The sequence below is a fragment of the Aliamphritea ceti genome (assembly GCF_024347215.1).
GTDB classification, from domain to species: Bacteria; Pseudomonadota; Gammaproteobacteria; order Pseudomonadales; family Balneatricaceae; genus Amphritea; species Amphritea ceti.
The window spans coordinates 568535-590398 of the sequence record NZ_AP025282.1; the positions used below are offsets into that span (position 1 = coordinate 568535).

The 21864-nt window shown below is 43.7% G+C and carries 17 protein-coding genes and 1 pseudogene; 16 read left to right on the forward strand and 2 right to left on the reverse strand.

Annotation, left to right across the window (positions count from 1 at the left end; genetic code table 11):
* The first annotated feature begins 92 nt into the window (after positions 1 to 92).
* The 14 genes and pseudogenes from OCU49_RS02510 to thiO all read left to right on the forward strand — a co-directional run bounded on the left by OCU49_RS02510 (position 93) and on the right by thiO (position 16363).
* Positions 93 to 677: a GspH/FimT family pseudopilin gene (locus tag OCU49_RS02510; protein WP_261843459.1), complete on the forward strand. Its 585-nt coding sequence runs from the start codon at positions 93 to 95 to the stop codon at positions 675 to 677.
* Complete coding sequence (gene pilV / locus OCU49_RS02515) at positions 659 to 1156, forward strand: type IV pilus modification protein PilV (protein WP_261843460.1); 498 nt, start codon at positions 659 to 661, stop codon at positions 1154 to 1156. Before OCU49_RS02510 ends, pilV (OCU49_RS02515) begins: the two co-directional genes overlap by 19 nt.
* A pseudogene (locus tag OCU49_RS23760) lies at positions 1153 to 1236 on the forward strand (prepilin-type N-terminal cleavage/methylation domain-containing protein); the annotation flags it as partial. The gene pilV (OCU49_RS02515) and the pseudogene OCU49_RS23760, both read left to right, overlap by 4 nt.
* Before the next feature lie 45 nt (positions 1237 to 1281).
* Complete coding sequence (locus tag OCU49_RS02520) at positions 1282 to 2241, forward strand: PilW family protein (protein WP_261843461.1); 960 nt, start codon at positions 1282 to 1284, stop codon at positions 2239 to 2241.
* Positions 2242 to 2244: 3 nt separating this feature from the next.
* Positions 2245 to 2742 carry a pilus assembly PilX family protein gene (locus OCU49_RS02525; protein ID WP_261843462.1) on the forward strand — a complete coding sequence of 166 codons (498 nt, stop codon included), beginning with the start codon at positions 2245 to 2247 and terminating at the stop codon, positions 2740 to 2742.
* A gap of 16 nt (positions 2743 to 2758) precedes the next feature.
* On the forward strand, positions 2759 to 7153 hold the full coding sequence (locus OCU49_RS02530) for a pilus assembly protein (RefSeq protein ID WP_261843463.1): 4395 nt from the start codon (positions 2759 to 2761) through the stop codon (positions 7151 to 7153).
* A gap of 8 nt (positions 7154 to 7161) precedes the next feature.
* Positions 7162 to 7557 (forward strand): type IV pilin protein, encoded by a 396-nt coding sequence (locus OCU49_RS02540; RefSeq protein ID WP_272885312.1) that lies wholly within the window; start codon positions 7162 to 7164, stop codon positions 7555 to 7557.
* A 551-nt stretch (positions 7558 to 8108) separates the two neighbouring features.
* A complete protein-coding gene (locus tag OCU49_RS02545) occupies positions 8109 to 8654 on the forward strand; it encodes a GspH/FimT family pseudopilin (RefSeq protein WP_261843464.1) in 546 nt (181 codons plus the stop codon).
* A gap of 19 nt (positions 8655 to 8673) precedes the next feature.
* Positions 8674 to 9192, forward strand: coding sequence for a type IV pilus modification protein PilV (gene pilV / locus OCU49_RS02550; protein ID WP_261843465.1), 519 nt, complete (start codon positions 8674 to 8676; stop codon positions 9190 to 9192).
* Position 9193: 1 nt separating this feature from the next.
* Positions 9194 to 10183, forward strand: a complete 990-nt coding sequence (locus OCU49_RS02555) for a PilW family protein (protein WP_261843466.1) — start codon at positions 9194 to 9196, stop codon at positions 10181 to 10183.
* Between the two features lie 9 nt (positions 10184 to 10192).
* Positions 10193 to 10741: a pilus assembly PilX family protein gene (locus tag OCU49_RS02560; RefSeq protein WP_261843467.1), complete on the forward strand. Its 549-nt coding sequence runs from the start codon at positions 10193 to 10195 to the stop codon at positions 10739 to 10741.
* Between the two features lie 15 nt (positions 10742 to 10756).
* A complete protein-coding gene (locus OCU49_RS02565) occupies positions 10757 to 14551 on the forward strand; it encodes a pilus assembly protein (RefSeq protein WP_261843468.1) in 3795 nt (1264 codons plus the stop codon).
* A gap of 12 nt (positions 14552 to 14563) precedes the next feature.
* Positions 14564 to 15007: a type IV pilin protein gene (locus OCU49_RS02570; protein ID WP_261843469.1), complete on the forward strand. Its 444-nt coding sequence runs from the start codon at positions 14564 to 14566 to the stop codon at positions 15005 to 15007.
* Positions 15008 to 15265: 258 nt separating this feature from the next.
* The gene (thiO, locus tag OCU49_RS02575) at positions 15266 to 16363 is read left to right on the forward strand and encodes a glycine oxidase ThiO (RefSeq protein WP_261843470.1); all 1098 of its coding nucleotides are present in this window, start codon (positions 15266 to 15268) and stop codon (positions 16361 to 16363) included.
* 64 nt (positions 16364 to 16427) lie between these two features.
* Here the strand turns inward: thiO and nadE are convergent, their stop codons facing one another.
* Positions 16428 to 17258 carry an NAD(+) synthase gene (gene nadE, locus OCU49_RS02580; protein WP_261843471.1) on the reverse strand — a complete coding sequence of 277 codons (831 nt, stop codon included), beginning with the start codon at positions 17256 to 17258 and terminating at the stop codon, positions 16428 to 16430.
* Between the two features lie 180 nt (positions 17259 to 17438).
* On the opposite strand from nadE, the gene OCU49_RS02585 reads away from it, so the two are divergent.
* Positions 17439 to 17924, forward strand: a complete 486-nt coding sequence (locus tag OCU49_RS02585; RefSeq protein WP_261843472.1) for a TlpA family protein disulfide reductase — start codon at positions 17439 to 17441, stop codon at positions 17922 to 17924.
* Here the strand turns inward: OCU49_RS02585 and OCU49_RS02590 are convergent, their stop codons facing one another.
* On the reverse strand, positions 17925 to 18770 hold the full coding sequence (locus OCU49_RS02590; RefSeq protein WP_261843473.1) for a LysR family transcriptional regulator: 846 nt from the start codon (positions 18768 to 18770) through the stop codon (positions 17925 to 17927). It abuts the gene before it with no gap.
* A 198-nt stretch (positions 18771 to 18968) separates the two neighbouring features.
* Between OCU49_RS02590 and OCU49_RS02595 the strand changes: the two genes are divergently transcribed.
* Positions 18969 to 21503, forward strand: a complete 2535-nt coding sequence (locus OCU49_RS02595) for a CoA transferase (RefSeq protein ID WP_261843474.1) — start codon at positions 18969 to 18971, stop codon at positions 21501 to 21503.
* Positions 21504 to 21864 lie beyond the last annotated feature (361 nt).

The window sequence follows — 21864 nt, forward strand, 5'->3', positions numbered from 1 at the left end:
GTGCAATAAGAAAGATGGTTGTATATTTTTTTGTGATCGGTTGATGATTTTATGTAATTGATATAGTTGATTTTACAGAAGAGATGATAGCTTTGCATAAGTCCAGACAAGTAGGGTTTACATTAATAGAATTGATGATTGTGCTCGCAATCGTTTCGATATTGTTGCTTGTTGTTGCGCCAAATTTTGGCAGCTTTGTGGCTGATGGTCGGGTTAATACTGCCAAGTCAAAATTGCTTTCCAGCATAGCTCTTGCCCGTTCGGAAGCGATAACTCGCGGTGGACAGGTTATTATTTGCCGTGCCAATGCTGCTGGGGATGATTGTGCAGGAAACGGAATAGCTGCTAACTCAGAAAGTTGGAGTGATGGATGGTTGGTTTTTTCTGATGTGGATACTGATGAAGCACTTGATGCCAATGAGCTGCTGCTAGTTCAAACTGACCTTGCTGAGCAAACAACAATACAGTTTGCCAGGGATGACATGATTATTTTTGGTGGTCAAGGGCTGCTCACTGATGCAACCGGGAATTTATTCGTCCTAGCCGATCAGGAGTTTATTATTGGTGATACCGCAGATGCTTCTGTTGAAACGGGTTTGTCTATTCGCTCAACGGGCCGGGTTCGTTCATGCGCTGATTGGAAATTGAGTACTCATACATGCAACGACAGCAATTAGGTTTTAGTTTAATAGAAGTGATGATTGCTCTGGTTGTGTTATCACTTGGTGTGTTAGGTATGGCAGCCTTACAGACAACTGCAATTCAGCAGAACCAAAGTGCATATATGCGAAGCCAGGCTAATCAGTATGCATACGACATAATCGACCGGATGAGAGTGAATTCAGGAGCTTTAAATAGCTATATGGATCAGTCGAGTGGCACTGAAGATTCAGACTGTGTTAGTTATAGTGGAACTGCCGCTGGTTGTACTACAGTAGAGATGGCAGGCAATGATCTTTTTGAATGGTTTGCATTGCTGCAACAGGATTTGCCGGGTGGCACCGGGCGAATTTGTCGAGGCACTGTTGCTTTTGCTCCAATTACACTAGTACCAGATTGTGTGGATGTGGCGAATAGTCCAGTTATTGTTTATATCTGGTGGGACGATGACAGGGATGGCGGAACTGTGACCTTGTCTGTGAGTAGTGAATTATGAACAAGGTGAATGGAAGTCGTCAGTCAGGTCTATCAATGATTGAATTAATGATAGCCATGGCAATTGGTTTATTTTTGACTGCCATTGTGTTGCAAGTCTTTGTAGGGAGTAGGGTTACATATTCTATGCAGTCGGGTTTAGCTCGGTTACAGGAAAATGGCCGTTTTGCCACGCAGTTCCTGACGCAGGATATAAGACAAGCTGGGTATATGGGGTGCTCCACAAATAACTCGGTTGTTTCTACCGTCATTGATGATGGTGGCGGACTCTATGACTTTATTGATTTTAGTAATGCCCTGGAAGGGCTTAATAATGTTGATGGAACGAAAATCGATAACACAATTACACCGCTTGCCGGGACTGATGTTATCACCATCAAATATGCTGATAATTCGAGCAGTTGTACGGTAGATTCTCACAACCCTACAGCTGCTTCGATTAAGTGTGATGCGCCACATTCATATCAGAAGGGTGATGTATTAATTGTATCTGACTGCAGTCACACTGGGATATTCCAGCAATCGAATACCAATAACAACGCTACAACTGCAACGATAGTACATAATACCGGTCAGGGAACGCCGGGCAACTGTACGAAAGGTTTGGGGTCTCCGTTGGACTGCTCAACAACGAATGGTACAGCCTATGCATTCCCTCCTGGCGCATCGGTGCTTAAGTTTCAGTCATATCGATACTTTATTGCTGAGAATCTTTCCAAAGAGCCTGCGCTCTTTCGTCAGGGGATTCAGACGAACGGTGGGGCAACTTTAGCATATGCAGATCCAATCGAACTGGTTGAAGGGGTTGAGGATATGCAAATTCTTTATGGTATTGATGACGGTTCCGATAACGCTCCTGATCGATATGTAGATGGTACTACCGCGAATGGAAGCTTTGACGACGTAACTGCTGTGCGTATTAGCCTACTACTACAGAGTAATGAGGAAGGAATAGTTTCTGGTACTCAGACAGTCCCCTTCCGTGTTGCTAGCGGAGCAAGTGTCGCGGGTCCCACGGCAAACTATTCAGATGGCCGTTTGCGAAAGGTCTTCACCACAACAATTGCGATTCGGAACAGGATCTAAGCTGTGTGTAAAAAGTCTGAGAAAGGTGCAGTTTTAGTCGTCAGCTTTATCATCTTAGTGGTGATGACAGTCATTGGGCTTGCCGGTATGGAAATAACAGGACTGGAAGAAAAAATGGCAGGTAATGCCCGGGATCGTAATATTGCTTTTCAGGCCGCTGAAGCAGCGTTGCGAGAAGGGGAAGACTATCTTGAGAGTCAGGTATTACTTCCGGCTTTTGATGGTAGTCAGGGGTTGTATGCATTAACAACGGATGGCACTAAAAACTGGGAAGGGGTTACCTGGACGAACGGTAGCCAGGTGCGATTGGCGAATACCGGTATTAACGGTTTAGCTGCAACACCTGCTTATATTATTGAAAGTTTAGAGTCAGCAGGTGCAGATGACAGCCTTGAAGTAGGAGGCGCCAAAGGGGCTACCAATTTTTACCGTATTACGGCAAGAGCTGTTGGTCAGACTGATTCCGCAGAAGTAATTCTCCAAAGTGTATATAAACGCTGAGGAAGGGAGGCGAATTGTGTTTACTAAACGAAAGATAGCCCGTTGGTTTTTTGTGGTTTTGATGGCCGTGCCAACTATGTTATTTGCTGCAATTTCTCAGGATCCATTGTTTCTTACGCAGTCGGCCGCCCCCCGTGTGATGTTTGCGATGTCTAATGACCATCAGTTATCTGTCAAAGCTTATACAGATTATACGGACTTAGATGGCGATGGCTTAATCGAGAAGAGTTATCTTGATACTTTTGAATATTATGGCTATTTCGATAGTTTAAAATGCTACAAGTATGACAGTACAGATAAGAGATTTGAGCCTGATGGTAGTGCCACCGGCACAAATAATCATTTTTGTGCAGCAAGTAACCAGTGGAGTGGCAACTGGCTTAACTGGGCAACAATGACCCGAATGGATGTTGTTCGGAAAGTGCTGTACGGGGGTAAACGTGCTGTCGATGGTAGCGAAACTGTTTTAGAAAGAGCCATGCTGCCGAACGATGTGCATGCATTTGCAAAGGTATTCAGCACAAGTACGACGGCGGAAATGAAAAATTTCACGCCATATTCCAAAACGGATATTACAGTATGTAATACGTCATTTATTAATGGGGTTTCTACCTCCTCTATTTTAACTGGTGATCTATCAACTGCGACATTTCCTCCGTTGTTACAGGTGGCAGATGGCAGTTATGCCCAGTGGGCGCAGTCTGAAGTGCACCAATGTATGTTTAGGCCGACGGGAGACACTAATAATGCGATAAATGGTAGTCGGCCATTTGAAGTTCAGCGTTTAATGAATCCAGATGCGGTAATGCGGGTTCAGGTATGTGTTGCTGGAAGTGAAGAAGCGAACTGTAAAACATACAGCAGTAATTCTAAACCTACTGGTATATTGCAGCAATATGGCGAGGATTCTGCTGCACTTAAAATGAATTTTGGTTTAATCACTGGTAGTTATGAAAAAAACACCGCTGGTGGGGTATTAAGAAAAAATGTCGTGCCTTTTATAGGTAATAGCAATAATGATGATGAAGTAAATACAACGACGGGCATTATCAATTATTTAGATGCCAGTTTAACCTCTGCTCAGCGAAGTAATTATGCGCAAGGGATTATTCATACTCTGGATTCGATTCGTATATCCGAGCGTAATACTTCAGGTAGAAGATATAATTGTGCATCTTCCCCTTGTAAGGATTGGGGAAACCCGCTAGGTGAGATTTACTTAGAGGGTTTACGTTACATGTCAGGGAAAACATCAGCAACAGCTGCATTTGATGCTAATGATGCTAATTTTGTAGACGACTTAACAAAGGCTGCTAGTTGGGTTGATCCGCAACCAAGTACTGAGTGGTGTGCAGACCTGTCGATGATTACGCTTTCGACAGGGTTAAACTCATACGATACAGATCAATTAACCAATGATATTGGTCTGTCGGTTAATACCTGGACAGATAAAGTCGGCACCGCAGAAGGTATAGATGGTAAAGACTTCTATATAGGGGAAGGCTCTGCCGATCTAAATAAGCAGTGTACTGCTAAAACAGTCGATTCCTTAAGTGACGCTAAAGGTATTTGCCCTGAAATACCCACTCTGGCAGGAGGTTTTGGAATTGCGGGAATGGCGTATTACGCAAATACGAATGACATACGTACAGATATTACCCCTTCTAATGGTGATACTCAGACGCTGACCACTTATGCCGTCTCTTTGGCTGAAACCTTGCCAAGAATTCAGATTCCTCTCAGTAATGGAAAATCTATTGATATCCAACCAGTATGTACGAATAATTCTAAAAACGCTTTATGTAGTTTAACTGACATGACAGTACTGGAGCTTAATGCCGATGGAACTAAAGGTTCTGTTGATATCAGTTGGGAAGATGCGAAGTGGGGTAGTGATTATGATATGGATTACATTCAAAACATCACTTTCTGTGCAGAGAGCGCGTGTGCCACTAATCCTGGTGTAGAAATGATTTCTGTTGTTACTGAAATTCGACAGAATGTAACAAGTTCAACGAGGCGATTAGGTTACAGGGTTATTGGTTCGAGTGATGATCAGACATACCTTCCTTTATTGAAGCATATCCGTCAAGATTACACATATCAGGCGCCAGCACCAGCTGCAACTTCTGGCAATACTTTAAGTGATTTCGCGGGTAACAAGACTTGGAAGCAAGGTGTATCCGTAGGTAGTTATTTTGAAAACCCATTATGGTACACCGCAAAGTATGGCGCCTTTAAAGATAATGATGGTGATGGTACGCCTATAGAAGCAGGCGACAATACCGAATGGGACGCAGATGGTAATGGCGTACCTGATGGCTTTTTTAATGCCAGAGATCCGTCAAAACTATTTGCTTCGCTTGGTAGCATTTTGCAGAGCATTGTTGCCAGAGATTCTTCCAGTTCGACAATAGCAACAAACTCTACCCGGCTGGATACTGACTCTAAAGTGTATCAGGCGCGTTTCACCAGCGGGAGTTGGGATGGTGATATCTGGGCGTATGCTTTGGATCCGGTTAGTGGAGTCCTATCTAACCCTAATACGCCAACCTGGAAAGCGTCTGAACTGATTCCAGCTGAAAATTTGAGAGATATCTTTACGTCAACAGGTAGTGTTAGTTCTGGTGTTGCATTTGAACATACAAATTTAACAAGTACTCAGAAGGCTCAGATTACAGCAGCACAGGTAAACTATATTCGTGGAGACAGAGCAGGTGAGGGTTCTTCCGTCCGCTCACGTGTGTCTGTGTTAGGTGACATCATTAACTCTGACCCTTTATATACTGGGCAGGAAGACTTTGATTATTATCAACTGGAATTGGATGTTAATGGTCTGGCGACCTACGATGATTATTTGCGGGGCACGGTAGTAAACACTGATAAAGGCGTGCGGCAAGCAATGATTTATTTCGGTGCCAATGATGGAATGCTACATGGAATAAGAGGTTCAGGCGTAGTTGGAAGTTCAGGTACTCCCTGTAATGTTGCAAGCAGTGACTGTGAAGGCGAAGAAGTCTTCTCTTATATTCCTAAAGCTTTATTTAACAAATCTTATGATAATAATAAGGGGTTAAAGGATTTAGCGTCACTTAACTATGCGCATCAGTATATGGTTGATGGTTCACCTAAAGCGGGTGATGCATTTATTAAATTTGAAGGCTCGACAAAGCGCTGGGGCACTGCCCTAGTCGGAATATTGGGTGCCGGAGGAAAAGGAATTTTTGCATTGGATGTGTCGAATCCTTTAAGTTTCGATGCCAATGATGTGCTTTGGGATCTTGGTGAGTCGGATTTTGGCAGTAACGGTAATGGTAGTTATCTTGGCTATACCTTCAGTCAGCCTACTATTGTGAAGTTGGCGAATGGTGATTGGGGAGCGGTATTTGGCAATGGCTATCAAAGTGATAGTCGTGAAGCTGCTTTACTGATAGTGAATCTTGAAACGGGATTACCTATTGCTGAGATTGCAACGGGAGAGATAGGAACTGTTGCTGAGCCAAATGGTTTATCTACTCCTATCGTGATTGATACAGATAATGATCGTGTTGCGGATACTGTTTATGCTGGTGATCTGAAAGGAAATTTGTGGAAGTTTGATATCTCAGATTCAAATACCAGTAAGTGGGCAATTGCAATTAAGCAAGGCAATACTTATAAACCTTTATTTACGGCATGTTCCGCAGCTACTTGTACAACAAGCAACCGTCAGCCGATTACTTCAAAACCGCAGGTTGCAAGTTCAACCGGTAGCGGTGTGATGGTGTTATTTGGTACCGGAAAGTATTTTGAAACAGGGGATAATCTGGATACCTCACAGGTACAGACATATTATGGTATTCGGGATACGGGATCCGAAGTGTCAGGGCGAGGAGACTTGGTGGCTCAGACAATAGATTATCAAGGCGCAGCTACAGGTTTGAATTATGAAGTTCGGGTTACGTCTGATAACAGCGTAGATTATTCAGTTAAAAGTGGCTGGTATATGGATTTGATTTATAACAGTCAGCAACTGGGAGAACGTGTAGTTGCTAATTCTTTAGTGCGTAATGGCAGGGTTATTTTTCCAACTCTAATCCCAGAAACAGATGCTTGTTCGTTTGGTGGAAATAGTTGGCTGATGGAAGTGGATGCTCAAACAGGTTCAAGATTAAGTGTTTCACCATTTGATCTGAACGATGATGGTGAGATCGATGTGGGGGACTTTGTTGATCATGATAATGATCCAAGTACGCCTAAGGTTCCCGTCTCAGGTAAAAAATCAAAGGTAGGTATTATCAAAACACCTGGTGTTATTTCTACTGGAGCTGATGAGAAAAAGTACGCATCAGGCACAACAGGTAATATAGAAGTAACGACAGAGTCGGGTGGAGATACATTAGGACGTCAGTCCTGGCAGCAAATAAAGTAGGATTGTAGATGTTTAGAATGAAAGGATTTACGTTACTTGAATTAATGATTGTTGTTGCAATTATTGGAATAATAACAGCAATTGCATACCCGTCGTATCAGTCATATCTGCAGGATACACGGCGTGCAGATGCTCAGGGTAGTCTGCTTGAGCTAGCTCAGTGGATGGAACGAGAATTTACAGTCAACGGGACTTATCAGGATGGAGGTGGGAATCCTACTCTTCCATTTGTTACATCACCTAAAAATGGTAATGATACTTTCTACAGTTTGACAGTGGCAGCTTCTGCGGCATCATTTGTGCTGACTGCAACTACGTCCGGCGCACAACAAGGAGACAGGTGTGGTGCGATGACGCTTGCCAATACAGGCGCTAAGGGTGCTGCAGTAAATGATTGTTGGTAGTACTTATTAATTTAGGTTCATATTCCGGATTGTTTCTGAAGATTTTTGATGGATTTTTTAAAAAGAGAGCAACATGAAGCATTCATTAATGTGGATGCAGAAACATGGTATAAAAGTAATATTAATTAATACCTAATAATGCTTAGGTTGAAAAATATCGAGTTAATACGCAGTAGTCGGAAAAATGATGGCGTTGATACACGGTTGAATACTCATGGAAAAGCTGATTTTCAGTATGATTTACTGATTGTTACCGTGATAAATGTATCGAGTAAGAATGTTGTAGGTTAGAGTTGATTGTCATATCATGTATGAAATACGTTGATCTAGATTTTGTTGTGCCATTCAGGGAAGAGGGCTTAGCTAATCTGATGACAGTTTCTTTTTTAGATTAGATAGACGTAATATTTCTGTTTTTATTTATATCCTTCCCTGCTTTTCAAGCACCTTCGTTATTGAGTGATTTATGAATATTTATAAATCTACTCGATACCGGATTAATTTTTGTAGTTAGTAATAAATAGATAAGCGTTATCTTGCGGTGAAATGTAATGGAATACTCATCGAAAAAAATCACACTCGTGAATTCTATCAATGGTTTTACGCTTGTTGAATTGATCGTCACTCTGGCGGTTGGTGCAATTTTGTTAACGATTGTTATCCCCAGCTTTACCGTACTCTTTCAGAATAGTCAGATTTTAACTCAGCGACAGTCACTGCAAACGACAATTGCGTTTAGTCGGGATGAGGCCGTACGTCGAAGTACACCTGTTTCTGTATGTGGGAGTAGTAATCAGACGGTCTGCGATGGTAGCTGGCAGAATGGTTGGATTGTTTTTACGGACTCTGACAAAAATGGGGTGAGGAAACTTGGCGAGAGGATTCTACAGGTTTCTGAAGCGGTTTTACCTAATACCTTGAAATACATCAATCAGAATAATAAGAACTACGTAAGTTTTGATAGCTTGGGCTTTTTGCAAAAACAATTGGCTGGTACCTTCATTTTTTGTGACAGTAGGTCAGGTAAAAATGGGATAGGTATTAATATTAATCAAAATGGACGTAGCCAGGTAGTTAATAAATTAGTTTGTCCTTAAGGGAATAAAGGCAAAAAATATGATTTGGAAACATAAGGGGTTTTCACTAATAGAAGTGCTTATTTCTATTTTTGTTATATCTGTGGGTTTGCTAGGAGCAGCAGGTTTACAAATAAAAGGTATTCAGCAGGCGAAAAGTTCGTATCTGCGTTCGCAGGCGAGCATTATTGCTTATGACATGGCAGACCGTATGCGGGCCAATCCTGTGGGGCGGGTAAACGGTAATTATAATTTACCGGTCGCTGTAAGGGATGCTAATTGCTTGGTGACAGTAGGGTGCTCAACTGCAAATTTGGCGAATCATGATTTTTTTGAATGGACAGGTAATGGTGCAGCCTTAAATGCGATAAGTGATATTTTGCCAGGTGGAAGAGGAATTGTATGCATAGATAGTACGCCGGAAGATGGAGATTTAGTCAACAACGGCTGTGATAACGTCGGCAGCGTATATGCCATAAAAGTATGGTGGACGGATGACCGTCGCGAGGAAGTTGCTGCAGATCGAATTAAGCAATTTGTTACTACGGTAAGTTTTTAAGATGTTTGTCTTAAAATATTCTCGCAGAGGTTATGCACAGCGTGGTCTGAGTATGATTGAGCTGATGGTTTCTATGGTCATTGGTTTGGTGATTATGGGAGCTGTATTACAAGCATTTTTGAGTACCAACCAGTCTTATCGAATACAGAATGCCCAGTCTCGTATACAGGAAGATGGGCGGGCCGCAATTCATTTTGTTGCTCAGGATATACGTGCAGCAGACTTCTGGGGGTGCCTGCCAAATAAGGCAGTGATTAAAAATCAGTTGGATTCGAAGAGTCCTGATTACGTTCCTCTAAGTTATGATTATGCCGTAAATCCCTCGGTCAACGGAATAGAAAACAACGGTGTTAATAGCAGCGACAGCCTGATACTCAGGGGGGCAGCCAGCACTGGCCATCAATTAGCTGCAGCGGGTATGGCTAATGTCACATCTGATATTGTTATTAAAGCTAATATGGGACTGTCTCAAAACCATATAGTACTGATAAGTGATTGTCTTAGTGGAGATATTATTCAGATAACGAATAATCCTGAAGTAACAGGGAGTGCTACTCTTCAGCATGGTAATAAGCCAGATCCGGCTATTACACCGGGGAATGCACGGGCAAGTCTTTCTACAGCTTATAGTAGTAACGCAGAAGTGTTTACTCTGCAGAATACAGCTTACTCAGTCGTTATGTCTGGAGGAGCTCCTACATTGCAACGTAACGGTTTGGATTTAGTACCAAACATTGAAGAGATGCAGGTGTTATTTGGTGAGGATACCGATGCAAATTTCAGTGCGAATTATTATGTTAGTGCCAATAATGTCGTAAACATGGATAACGTTGTCAGTATCCGGGTAGCATTTTTAGTTCGTTCAAACCTAGATAACCTGGTTATTAATCCACAGGTATACAATTTTGATGGCCGCACTATAACCGCTCAGGATAATCGTATTCGTCACGTTTTTACTACTACAGTGTCAATTCGAAACCGAGGTCAGTAGAGAAAATTTATGAGAAAGACAGTGCCGCCAGGGAAGGTAGCCGGAAGAGAGCGTGGAGCAACATTAATAGTTGCGTTGATCTTTCTGCTTATTATTGTTGTTGTTTCCATGAATGGTATTCAAACGACTGTGATGGAAGAACGTATGGCCAGTAATACTCGCCAACGGAATTTAGCTTTCCAGTCTGCTGAAACAGGGCTTCGCGAAGCAGAAAAGTTTATTAATAACCTGACTAATATTGACGACTTTGGTGAGGCGGCTGGATTACTTTCTGCCAGTAATAGTGAACCTGTTTATTTTTCTGCTGCAACTTGGGTAGATGGAAAATCTGTGCAGGTGGCTTCAGGAGCTGTAGGTAATCTTTATGGTTTAGAAGAGTATCCGCGCTACATCATTAAATATCTTGTTGAAAATAATGCTGATGGTATTTCTGACCCCGAATATCAAAATGACAATTCATCCGATAAGGTGGCGGTCTTTAAAATAGTTAGCCGTGGTGTAGGGGGAAATAAGACTACCTCGGTTGTTTTACAATCTAATTATGGCAAGCGTTTATAGCAGGGAGCTAATATTATGCGTTGTTTAACCTTTTTAATTAAGCAACTTTACGGGCTGCTTTTTATTGTTTTAGGTTTTTCTGTTTCGGCTGCTAAATTGGATATTAGTCAAAAGCCATTATTTACCACGAATGCCGTAAAGCCAAACTTAATTATGGCGTTAGATGATTCTGGCAGTATGGATCTGGAAGTGTTGTTTAATACCAATGGCGGCGAACTGAGGTGGGATAGTTTTAGGCAGAGCGTTGTAAATAATGGGATGTTGAATAAGTCAGGAGGGAGGAAGTTTTCATATTTATTCCCTAATGGATTAGGTATTGGTAAACAGCAATATGATGACTCTGCAGTGCCTCCGATTGAACAGTATAGTTTTGCCCGGAGCTATCTGTATAACAAAACTTTCTATAACCCAAATGTTACCTACTTGCCCTGGGTAAGTAATGGTTCAGTTATTTATTCGAATATTGATCCGACGGCTGCGCCAAGCGATCCTGTAATTGGATCATCAACAATAGACTTAACTCTGGAGCGGGCAAGTATTACTTACAAATTTTACTTTCCCAACGGCATGGCTATACCGGCAGGTGTCCAGTTATATGGAAATAAAAAATGGCGTAAATTGTCTGAAGAAAGAGCTGTAAATGTACAGGGTGGAGGTCAGTCGTATGCAGTTAAGTATTTTCCTGCAACTTATTATGTGCCGGTTGCTGACAATAAGGAGGGTGAAGAAAACCAGACTTATAAAGTAGGATTGCAAGCCAGAGTTTGTGATAGTCATGATTTGCAGGCGGCATACTATGCTATCTATGAGCGTAATCCTAGTCGCTTAACTGGCGTTGATTCTTTAGGGCCAGATGGACGATGTTTACAAAAAGTTCAAATAACTTCAGATCGAAATGATTATCCTCATGATGGTAATCGGTTGGATTGTGCAGATAATGCAAACTGTACCTATACAGAAGAGCTTCAAAATTTTGCTAATTGGTATAGTTATTACCGTAAGCGTCACTTAACGTTGCGTGGCTCAATGGGGCAAGCGTTGAATAGTATTACGTCAATAAGGGTTGGCAATTTTACGATAAATAAACGTACAGATGATGTGGTGATGCGTGATTTATCAATACCAGATGATGTGTCAGCGTTATATGACTCTTTATATAGCATCGTTGGTGAACGTCAGGGTACACCAAACCGGTTAGCTTTAAATTATATAGGGAAGCAATATCAGCGAAAGGATTCTTCCGCACCAATTCTTGAAGCATGCCAGCAAAACTATGGATTGCTGTTTACTGATGGGTATAACAATCGTTTCAGTAATTTTAGGCTCTTAAATGATGACGGGAATGCAAAGCCACCTTATAAAGATTTAGCGAACTCAAATACTCTTGGCGACATTGCCATGCATTATTACAAAACAAACTTACGCGAAGATCTTAAGCCATTTGGCCAGGTACCTGTGACAAGTGCTTGTCCCACCTCGACAATTGATTCTCTGGATTGTAATACTAATTTACACATGAATACTTATGCTGTTGGGTTTGGAGTTAAAGGGGAATTATTTGGTAAAAATTATCATAAAGTAGCTGATGCTTATCAAAATTATCCTATATGGCCTAATACCTCTAGATCGGATGAGCGACAGGTTGATGACTTATATCATGCGGCTGTTAATGGGCGGGGAGAAATTTATAACGCTTCTTCTCCTGAAGAATTACAGGCTCAGCTCAAAAGCGCCTTTGTGGATATACAATCGAAGACAGGCTCTGCTTCAGCAGTAACTTTCAATACTTCTACCTTAGAAGAAGACAGCGTTGTGTATGTGACATTATTCAATTCAGCGAGCTGGAGTGGTGATATACAGGCATATGCATTAGATGGGTCTGGGGATTTTATAGCAGATGAAGATAAAGAGTATCTGTGGTCTGCAGCAGAGCTACTTAATAAGGGCGAGCCGGTATTCTCAGAGCGAAAAATTGTTACCTATAGCGGTGCTCAGGGAATACCGTTTAAATGGGATAAGCTTAACGCAGCACAGCAGGATGATTTAAAACAAGTGGTTAGTAGCTCCGTGACGGAGCAGGATGTTCTGGATTATCTGCGTGGTGATAGAAGTAACGAAGCTGCCGGTAAACTAAGGGTACGAGAGAGTATTTTAGGTGATATTGTTTCCAGTAGCCCGGTATATGTTGGTAAACCCAATGAAAACTGGCCTGCTAAAGCCCCTTTTCCCACTGAAGACGGCCAAAAGTTTTCGGATTTTAAGAAAGCTCAGTCTGAGCGAAAAGCAGTGATATACGCAGGAGCAAATGACGGCATGTTACATGGTTTTAATGCTCAGAATGGCCGGGAAGTAATCGCATATATTCCTGCGTCTGTTTATTCCAATGAAACTAATAAAGGTCTGCATTATCTGGCTGACCCACTATATTCACACCGATATTATGTAGATCAAACTCCGACGGCAGCTTCAGTATATCTGGATGTTACAGCTGACTCAGTGGTTAATCCGATCTGGCAGACGGTTCTGCTGGGTGGTTTACGTGCAGGCGGTAATAGTTTGTTTCTGTTAAACATTACTGATCCAAAAGAGTTTTCTCAGTCTGATGAGAATGCTAATACACTGGCTTTATGGGAGTTTAGTCATCCCGATTTGGGAAATACTTTTAGTCAGCCTTTAATTGCTATGATGGAAAATGGACGCTGGGCAGCAATTTTGGGTAATGGATATAACGCATCTGGAAGTGGAGAGGCTTCACTTTTTGTTGTTTATCTGGATGGCGGGCTAGATGGTATCTGGACAGATGGTAACGGAGGAACTGATCGCGATTATATTATGATTAATACTGGTGTAGGTTCTGCTGAAACACCTAATGGTTTGGCTACTCCCGCTGTGCTCGATTTGGATAAAAATGGAGCTGCAGATCGGGTGTATGCAGGAGACTTAAAGGGGAACATGTGGGTGTTCGATTTAAGTGATGCTTCGACGCGTGATGATCCTCAAGTACAACCAGATTGGAAAATTGCTTATATGGAGGGGGCGGCAACTCCCCGTCCTTTGTTTATTGCTAAAGATTCGGAAACTAATGCTCAGCCAATTACGACTAAGCCTCGGGTATTACGTCATCCAGAGACAGTATTGAGGTCTTCTAATACACCGAATCTGATTGTGATGTTTGGTACCGGAAAATATTTGGAAGCTGCCGATATTAGTAATACTTCTACACAAACTTTTTATGGAGTATGGGACAGCGGAGTAGGGGATCTCGGACGGGATGTGTTGGTGCAACAAAGAATAGGTACCGTGAATATGCCTAATAGTAGTCAAAGTTACCGTACGTTGACGAATCGAGCTGTAAACTATAGCAATAAAAAGGGTTGGTACATTGATTTGCCTGATGTAGGGGAGAGGATCATTGTTAACCCAGTACGCCGGGGGAAGTTTGTGTATTTTAATACTGCAGTTCCCAGTGCGGATGCCTGTTCTGCCGGAGGTTATGGGTACTTAATGGTGGCAAATATAGCTACGGGTGGAGCATCGAGTTTGTCTGCTTTTGACACCAATAATGATGGCAAGATTGATGTATCGGATAGTATTAGTGGCGAAAATCCAGCGGGTAAAAAATTTACTAAAGGCCTGCCATCCAGTTCACGTTTTTTGGGGAATAATTCCTATACCGCAGGAACGGATGATCGCGGTGGAAATAACAATAGCTCTAATCAAAACTGCAAAGGAAGTACTTGTAAAGAAGTCGTCCCTGGCTTAGCTGGATTACTCACTGGACGTTTATCCTGGCAAGAACTTAAGCCTTAAATGGATGTGATGATGAGATACCACAAAGGCTTTTCTTTATTGGAATTGATGATTGCCGTTGCCATTGTTGGGATTATCAGTGCGTTGGCTTATCCTTCTTATATTGAATACGTAAAAGATACCCGCCGTGCAAATGCGACTCTGGCATTAATGAGTCTGGCTGGTGATATGGAACGCTATTATACGACGGAGAGTTCGTATGTCGGTGCAGCGTCAGGGGCGTTGCCTGCGATACCTCTGTTTGGGCCTGCTTATAGCCCGGTCGATGCTACTAATGCCGCTGCAGCAGAATATAATCTGCGTATAACTTCCGCTGCAGTAGATGGTTTTATTATTCAGGCACAGAGAACAGGAGTACAGATAGGGGATGATTGTGGTAACTTTCAACTCACTCAAACTGGCGCTAAAACGATTTTCAACCAGGCTACAGGATTGACTTCGGCCGATTGTTGGTAGTTTATCGGTTGTCGGTATTCTTAAGTATTTTTTTAACTGCTGTGGATAGTCTGATGGCTCCCTGAATAGTATTGATTTGGCCATTGCCGTGCTTTTACCTGACGCTACACTGATTAGCGTGTAGCAGTTTTTCTTTGTTTTAACTCACATTTGGCACAGCTCAATATTCCGGGCTGTTGTTCCTGTTACACTCGCGTTTATTTTTCAAAGAATGCAGTCTTGCTGCAATCTGTTGTTGATTGTTTTAGGAATGAGTCCATGTCTGATGTATTAATTGTTGGCGGTGGTGTCATCGGTATGATGACCGCCCGCGAACTGTCACATGCCGGAATGAGCGTTCAGTTACTGGATATGAATGCCTGTGCGAAAGAGTCTTCCTGGGCGGGTGGTGGCATCGTTTCCCCGCTTTATCCGTGGCGTTATTCTGAACCGGTAACCCGTCTGGCGACCTGGTCACAAAGTTCTTATGTACATTTAGCGCAACAGTTGTTGGAAGAGACGGGCTTTGATCCGGAGCTACGCCAGAAAGGTATGTTTATGGCTGCAGTTGATGATGCTGATGAGGCTCTTAACTGGGCTGGGCAGTTTCATCGACCTATGGAGCAGGTAGATGCCAGTTTCCTGTATGAGAAAGAGCCTAATTTAGCACCAGGGGTACAGCAAGCTTTATGGATGCCTGAGGTCTGCAGTATTCGTAATCCGCGTTTAGGTCGTGCTTTGCGTCGCTCTGTTGAGATGGACGAGAATATCACGCTGGTGGAAGAAAGTCGGGTCACCGGTTTTGTGCTTGAGGGTGAAAGGATTGTCGGTGTAAGCAGCGAGAAGGGAGAGTTTCGCGCAGATAAAACTGTTGTCTGTGCCGGTGCATGGAGTGGTGAGTTACTGCAAAAGCTGAATCTGAATTTACCGGTAGAGCCGGTTAAAGGTCAGATGATGATATTCAAAGCAGAACCGGGCTTGATTAATCGCGTTGTTTTGATGGGGGGGCGTTATCTGATTCCCCGAAACGATGGTCGTATTCTGGTTGGCAGCACACTTGAACGGGTAGGTTTCGATAAACAGACGACTGATGAGGCGCATGATTCGTTATACGCAACTGCTTTGTCTATCTGTCCGAAACTGAAAGATTATCCGGTTGAATATCACTGGGCGGGTTTGCGTCCTGGTTCACCTGAAGGAGTACCGTTTATCGGTGTAGCTCCTGGTTATGAAGGGTTGTATGTCAATGCTGGCCAGCATCGTAACGGTCTGGTTCTGGCACCGGCTTCTACCCGCTTAATGGCTGATATTGTACTTAAGCGTCGCCCGATTATTGATCCTGAATTATATACTCTGACAGGGCGTTTAGCTGATTAAGGTCTAGATGTATTACATAAAAAAGGGTGGCTGAATAAGCTACCTTTTTTATGTCTGGCAGTTTTTAATCGTAGATAGTTGGGATTGGCTGGCGCTTGTGTTCAGTACGCTGATAAATATTTATCAGCTGGGATTCTACTTCGTTTGAAACTGGCTTGCCTTCGAGGAAGTCATCAATTTGATCATAGGTCAGGCCCAGTGCAGCTTCATCAGCTTTTTGTGGCGCTTCGCACTCTAAATCTGCAGTTGGCGTTTTATCTACAAGCATGGCGGGTGCTCCTAAATGCTTCGCAAGCGCCCGAACCTGGCGTTTACTTAAGCCAAACAGTGGTGCCAGGTCACATGCACCATCTCCCCACTTTGTATAGAAACCGGTAATGTTTTCCGCTGAGTGGTCTGTGCCTAGTACCAGTCCGTTCAATAGCCCGGCTACTTCATACTGAACAACCATGCGGGTGCGTGCTTTAACGTTACCTTTGGCGAAGTCTACCAGACCGATATTGTCTGGCATGCTGCTGATATTGACTAACGCTTCAGCAGTGGCACTGTGAATACCATCTGCTCCTGGTTGAACGTTAACAGTCAGACGCTCGCTAGGTTGGATAAAATCAAGTGATGCCTGTGCATCCTCTTCATCTTTTTGCGTACCGTATGGCAGGCGGACAGCGATAAAACGATAACCCTGGTCGTTATCAGAATTTAGCTGGTTTATTGCCAGTTGTGCCAGCCGGCCGCAGGTGCTCGAATCCACACCGCCACTAATACCGAGGACTAAGTGCTTACACCCGGATGCTTGCAGTCGCTGTACGATAAAATCGGTACGACGTTGGATTTCAGCGGCAACATCAATCTCAGGTTGAACGCACATGGCGGCAACAATGGCACATCTGTCCATGGGGATCCTCGGGTATTTGTCTGGTCGGTAGTGAGTGCAATTCTATGTTATCTGCCGGAGTGGCGGAAGTCTTCGTCGTTGCGTTCTTTATATATAGAGAATCCATCTAATGGTGGCCTGAACTTCATTCCGGGAGCTTTATCACAGAGTCAGGTGATATCTGAATCAGGAGTGATAAAAATGAATAAATGCCGGGTGTTAATTTCAGTCTGGTTATTAATGATGTTTTCCCTGAGCGCTCAGGCAATGGCGTTGAAAACCTGGGAGGGGGAAGATAGTTCTTTGCAACAACAGGTAGGCAAGGGAAAGTGGTCTGTGGTGATCTTTTGGCGTCATGATTGTGAGTTCTGTAAACGGGAAGTACCTGGTTTGTCGGCCTTCCATGAGCGTAATAAAGATTCAGTTGCAGAAGTTTTAGGCGTAAATATTGATGGCTATGCGAATAAAACTTTAGCGGAAGAATTTGTCGCTGAGAACAAGCCTACTTTTCCGTCTGTGATTGCGGAGCTGAGAACTGTAGGACTAAGCTTTCAGCAATTAACTGAAGAGGGGTTACGCGGAACTCCAACATACATGCTGTTTAACCCTGTTGGCCAGTTGGTAGCCATTCAGCCAGGACTAATCGATCCCATTGATATTGAAACGTTTATAGCTCAACGTTCCTGATTAGCCAGAAATTTTCTGCAAAGCCAGTAATGCCTGATTAACCAGTGAAGGGTTATGAGGTTCACGTGCATAAGTTGCGAAAATAGGGCGTTTAAATACAGGTGCATCGGTTACCTGATATAAACGCCGGTTCTGTAGGTAAGAGCCGACAGTACGCTTAGGTAAATATGCGCTGCCACCATTAGTCAGTAGCCAGGGAAGGCCTGCTTCACCCAGTCCACAGGTTTGCAGACTATTTTTCAAATGTGGCAAGCGTTCTGAATGTGCCGCATTGTAGCCCCAGCCCCAGTCGATATAGAGATAGTCTTCAGCGGTGATCTGATGGGCTAGGTGAGGCTTGTTGGCAACCATAATAAGATCATCAGAAAGCACCTGCTCTACAATTAATCCTGAGGTGGCATCAGCCACAAAGATCAAACCAATATCCAGGGTGCCTGCTGCGACCTGAGTAACGATCTCGCTGGAATAATCTGCACTCATATGCAAAGTGAGCTGGCTATCCTGACGACGGAGTTCGCTTCCCCAGCGGTGCAGGAGATCATTTGCCAGCGTATTGTGTGTCGCTATTCTCAGGGTTCCGGCACTATGTTCGCTACGCTTTACATCTGCTTTCGCATGCTCCCAGCGTTGCTGCATTATTTGAGCGTGTTGATAAAAACGCTCTCCGGCAAGGGTCAGTGTCATTCCTTGCGCACTACGTTCAAATAGTGGCTGATCTAACTGGCTTTCCAGTTGCTTTATTCGTGAGCTGACAGCCGACTTCGTGATACATAACAGCTCTGCACAGAGGCTTAGACGTTTAACCTCTGCTAGTGTCAAAAAAGTTTTAATAGACCAGGTGTCCATGCATTGCTCCGGATATGTTGATGGCAATGAATATTGTGTATTTTTTGAATTTAGGCGCTATAGCGATCAAAAGTCCAGAAAATTGATGGTATTTATGCGTTAAAAATAATTGCACATTAGGTGCTGAATAATCCGCTATTCGCTTATAACTCAATTTTTTAGTATGGATGCAAATAAGCATAATTTCCGGAGACGGTGATGAAACAGACTTTTGCATCGACACGGCCACTGGCTGGTTATCGGGTAGTAGATTTTGGTCAGTATATAGCAGGGCCAGCGGTTGCCATGATGCTGGCGGACCAGGGGGCTGAAGTTATTCATATAGATCCACCTGGTGGTCCGCGTTGGGATAATCCTGCTGATGCTATCCTTAATCGCGGAAAATACCGAATCACGCTGGATCTTAAGTCCGAAAGAGATTTAGAAACAGCGCGCGAACTGGTTAAGAATGCTGACGTGCTGGTGGAAAATTTTCGGCCAGGTGTAATGCAGCGCCTGGGGTTGGGTGCAGAAGATATGCGCCGCGTAAATCCGGCTCTGGTGTATTTGTCCTTGCCCGGGTTTTCTGAGAAAGATGAAGAACTTGCCGACACTGCTGCCTGGGAAGGTATTATTGCCGCAGCGGTTGGGCAATATACGGATATGGGGCTTAACCGTATTCTGATGGGGATTAATCCATCATTTTCACCGTTGCCACTGGCATCTGCTTACGCGTCTGTATTAGGGGCTACTTCAGTAACCCTGGCGCTGTTTGCCCGAAGTAGTCATGGCCTGGGCGATCGTATTGAAGTACCAGTCTCTGCTGCTTTGATGGAAGGGTTGGCGTACAACTCTATGCATATACATGGTTTGCCTGACCGCTACAAATCCCCGCGGGAATTAGAAATTGAACGTCGGAAAAACACCGGAGAACAACTGAATCTGGAGTATCCGGATTTGCAGGAGTTTTTGGATCCGTTTTATCGCACTTACATGTGTGCGGATGGCAGGCCATTTTACGCTGTTTGTTCTTCTCATACCCGGCATCCGCAAGCCTGTTTAGAGGTATTAGGCTTATGGGATGAAATACAGGCAGCTGGAATACCCACTCACAGTGCGTATCTGGATCAGGCTGACTGGCCCGAAGGCGCTGAATGTACACTTGTGTCTTATCCTCTTTCAAGAAAATGGGCGGATTTTGTTTCATCACGTATGAAGCAGGTTTTTGCGACCCAGTCAGCGTATGAATGGCAGCAGATATTCGGGGATGCCGGTGTACCTGGCTGTGCGCATCAGCTTACAAAAGAGTGGTTAAATTCAGAGCACGCACTAGCTTGTGGCAGTGTTCTGGAAGTGAATGATCCCCGTTATGGCTTGATGCGCCAGTTGGGTAATATTTGCTGGCTTGGCGGTGATGCCTCTGTTGTGGATAAACGTGCAGCAGGTTTACCCGGACAGGATAATGATATTACTTCTGATCTGTTGGCCGCCTGGGAGAATGGCTCCCGCGTCGGAATTGGGTCAGCTCAAAAAGTAACGAACGGCTGGCTAGATGGCATCAGGATTCTTGATCTGACCAATGTTATTGCCGGACCAACTATTGCCGGAACCTTATCTCGCTTCGGAGCAGAAGTGATTAGCATCGATCCACCAAAACCTTCATTGGACCCATGGAACAGTACCGTATTTGGTATGCAAGCGAATCAGGGTAAGCAAAGCCTTTTGCTGGATTTAAAAAGTACACAGGGTCAGGATACGTTACAACGCCTGCTGCCAAGCATAGATGTGATTACGATTAATGCCAGTGATGCTCAGCTAAAGCGTTTGGGATTATCAATGGCTGAATTGCAGGCCGCTCACCCACAGCTGATACTTTGTCAGTTTGATGCGTACGGCGGCCCGTTGCTTGGACCGCGCAGTGATCATCCCGGATATGATGATTTGGTACAGGCGACTACCGGGATAATGAGCCGCTTTGGCGGTGGAATGGACACACCAGAAGAACATGCACATTTTGGCACAATCGATGTGCTTGGCGGATACTGTGCAGCGCATGCCATAGGTGTTGCGTTAGTAAATCGTGCCAGGGGCAACGGAGGCAGTTTGGCACGCAGTTCACTGATTGCTGCCGGTCAGTTAATTCAGACGCCTTTCATGTACGATTATGCGGAAAGAACCCCGTTCAATGAACCGAGTGGCCGCTATATTAAGGGACAGGATGCGCTGTATCGTTGTTACCGTGCTGCGGATAACTGGTTTTTTCTGGCGGTTGATCGAGGCACTAAGTTGGCGGCCTTCGGGGCATTGATCAATCAGGAAGTCGATCCGGAAAATTTGTCATTACTTGATAGTAACCTTGAAGAATTGTTTGCGACGCAGGCTGTTGCGCATTGGCAAGGAGTATTCGCGGCTGAGGATATAGCTTGCCAGCCATTGTTAAGCATGGGGCAATGGCGTGAAAAACACCTAATGTTAGCTGATGGATACAGCAAGGCTGTAGATCTTGCGGGGCCAAGTAGTATTGCCTTTGTGAGCTATGCTGATCATCCCTGTGGATACAGAGTAGATTTAATTGCGCCTAATGCTATTCGCCCTACCGATGCGGATGTGATTTTACCAACTGCAATGCCAATGTATGGCGCAGATACACGTCGTTTGTTAACGGAGTTGAATTTTACTGAATCGGAAATTGCAGAAATGTTAGCGCAGGGAGCAGCAGCTACCCATTGGAGTACAAATTACCTGCCGTTATAAATATTATAAAAAGCACAGTTGAGCCTGTATTTTTACGGGCTTTTTTGCAGGAGTAGTTTTTTACAGAAGAAGTCAGAGAAAACATAAGGCGTAAAAGCCCCATAACACCCGGGACCCCGGGGCTGGGGCAGTCGTTCAAGATAACATCGAAGAAACCGGGTTTCGGTCGATGAAAACTACTATTGAACTGGTTAAAAATCATAGAGGTTGTTTAAAAAGTATTCAACCACAGATAAATTAAGTGTTTATCTTGGGATTGCCGTCTGATTTTTGCCTAATTGCAATATTTTACAAGCCTTGGTCTTCGGGCTCTGCTATAGATAAGTGTAAGTTTTAATGGCGTGATTACAGGTAAGTCTGT

Excerpts from the sequence above, each read along its gene's own strand:
- pilV (WP_261843460.1), top strand. The coding sequence starts at position 659 with ATGCAACGACAGCAATTAGGTTTTAGTTTAATAGAAGTGATGATTGCT.
- OCU49_RS02520 (WP_261843461.1), top strand. The coding sequence starts at position 1,282 with ATGCAGTCGGGTTTAGCTCGGTTACAGGAAAATGGCCGTTTTGCCACG.
- OCU49_RS02540 (WP_272885312.1), top strand. The coding sequence starts at position 7,162 with ATGTTTAGAATGAAAGGATTTACGTTACTTGAATTAATGATTGTTGTT.
- OCU49_RS02545 (WP_261843464.1), top strand. The coding sequence starts at position 8,109 with ATGGAATACTCATCGAAAAAAATCACACTCGTGAATTCTATCAATGGT.
- pilV (WP_261843465.1), top strand. The coding sequence starts at position 8,674 with ATGATTTGGAAACATAAGGGGTTTTCACTAATAGAAGTGCTTATTTCT.
- OCU49_RS02555 (WP_261843466.1), top strand. The coding sequence starts at position 9,194 with ATGTTTGTCTTAAAATATTCTCGCAGAGGTTATGCACAGCGTGGTCTG.
- OCU49_RS02560 (WP_261843467.1), top strand. The coding sequence starts at position 10,193 with ATGAGAAAGACAGTGCCGCCAGGGAAGGTAGCCGGAAGAGAGCGTGGA.
- OCU49_RS02565 (WP_261843468.1), top strand. The coding sequence starts at position 10,757 with ATGCGTTGTTTAACCTTTTTAATTAAGCAACTTTACGGGCTGCTTTTT.
- OCU49_RS02570 (WP_261843469.1), top strand. The coding sequence starts at position 14,564 with ATGAGATACCACAAAGGCTTTTCTTTATTGGAATTGATGATTGCCGTT.
- thiO (WP_261843470.1), top strand. The coding sequence starts at position 15,266 with ATGTCTGATGTATTAATTGTTGGCGGTGGTGTCATCGGTATGATGACC.
- nadE (WP_261843471.1), bottom strand. The coding sequence starts at position 17,258 with ATGGACAGATGTGCCATTGTTGCCGCCATGTGCGTTCAACCTGAGATT.
- OCU49_RS02585 (WP_261843472.1), top strand. The coding sequence starts at position 17,439 with ATGAATAAATGCCGGGTGTTAATTTCAGTCTGGTTATTAATGATGTTT.
- OCU49_RS02590 (WP_261843473.1), bottom strand. The coding sequence starts at position 18,770 with ATGGACACCTGGTCTATTAAAACTTTTTTGACACTAGCAGAGGTTAAA.
- OCU49_RS02595 (WP_261843474.1), top strand. The coding sequence starts at position 18,969 with ATGAAACAGACTTTTGCATCGACACGGCCACTGGCTGGTTATCGGGTA.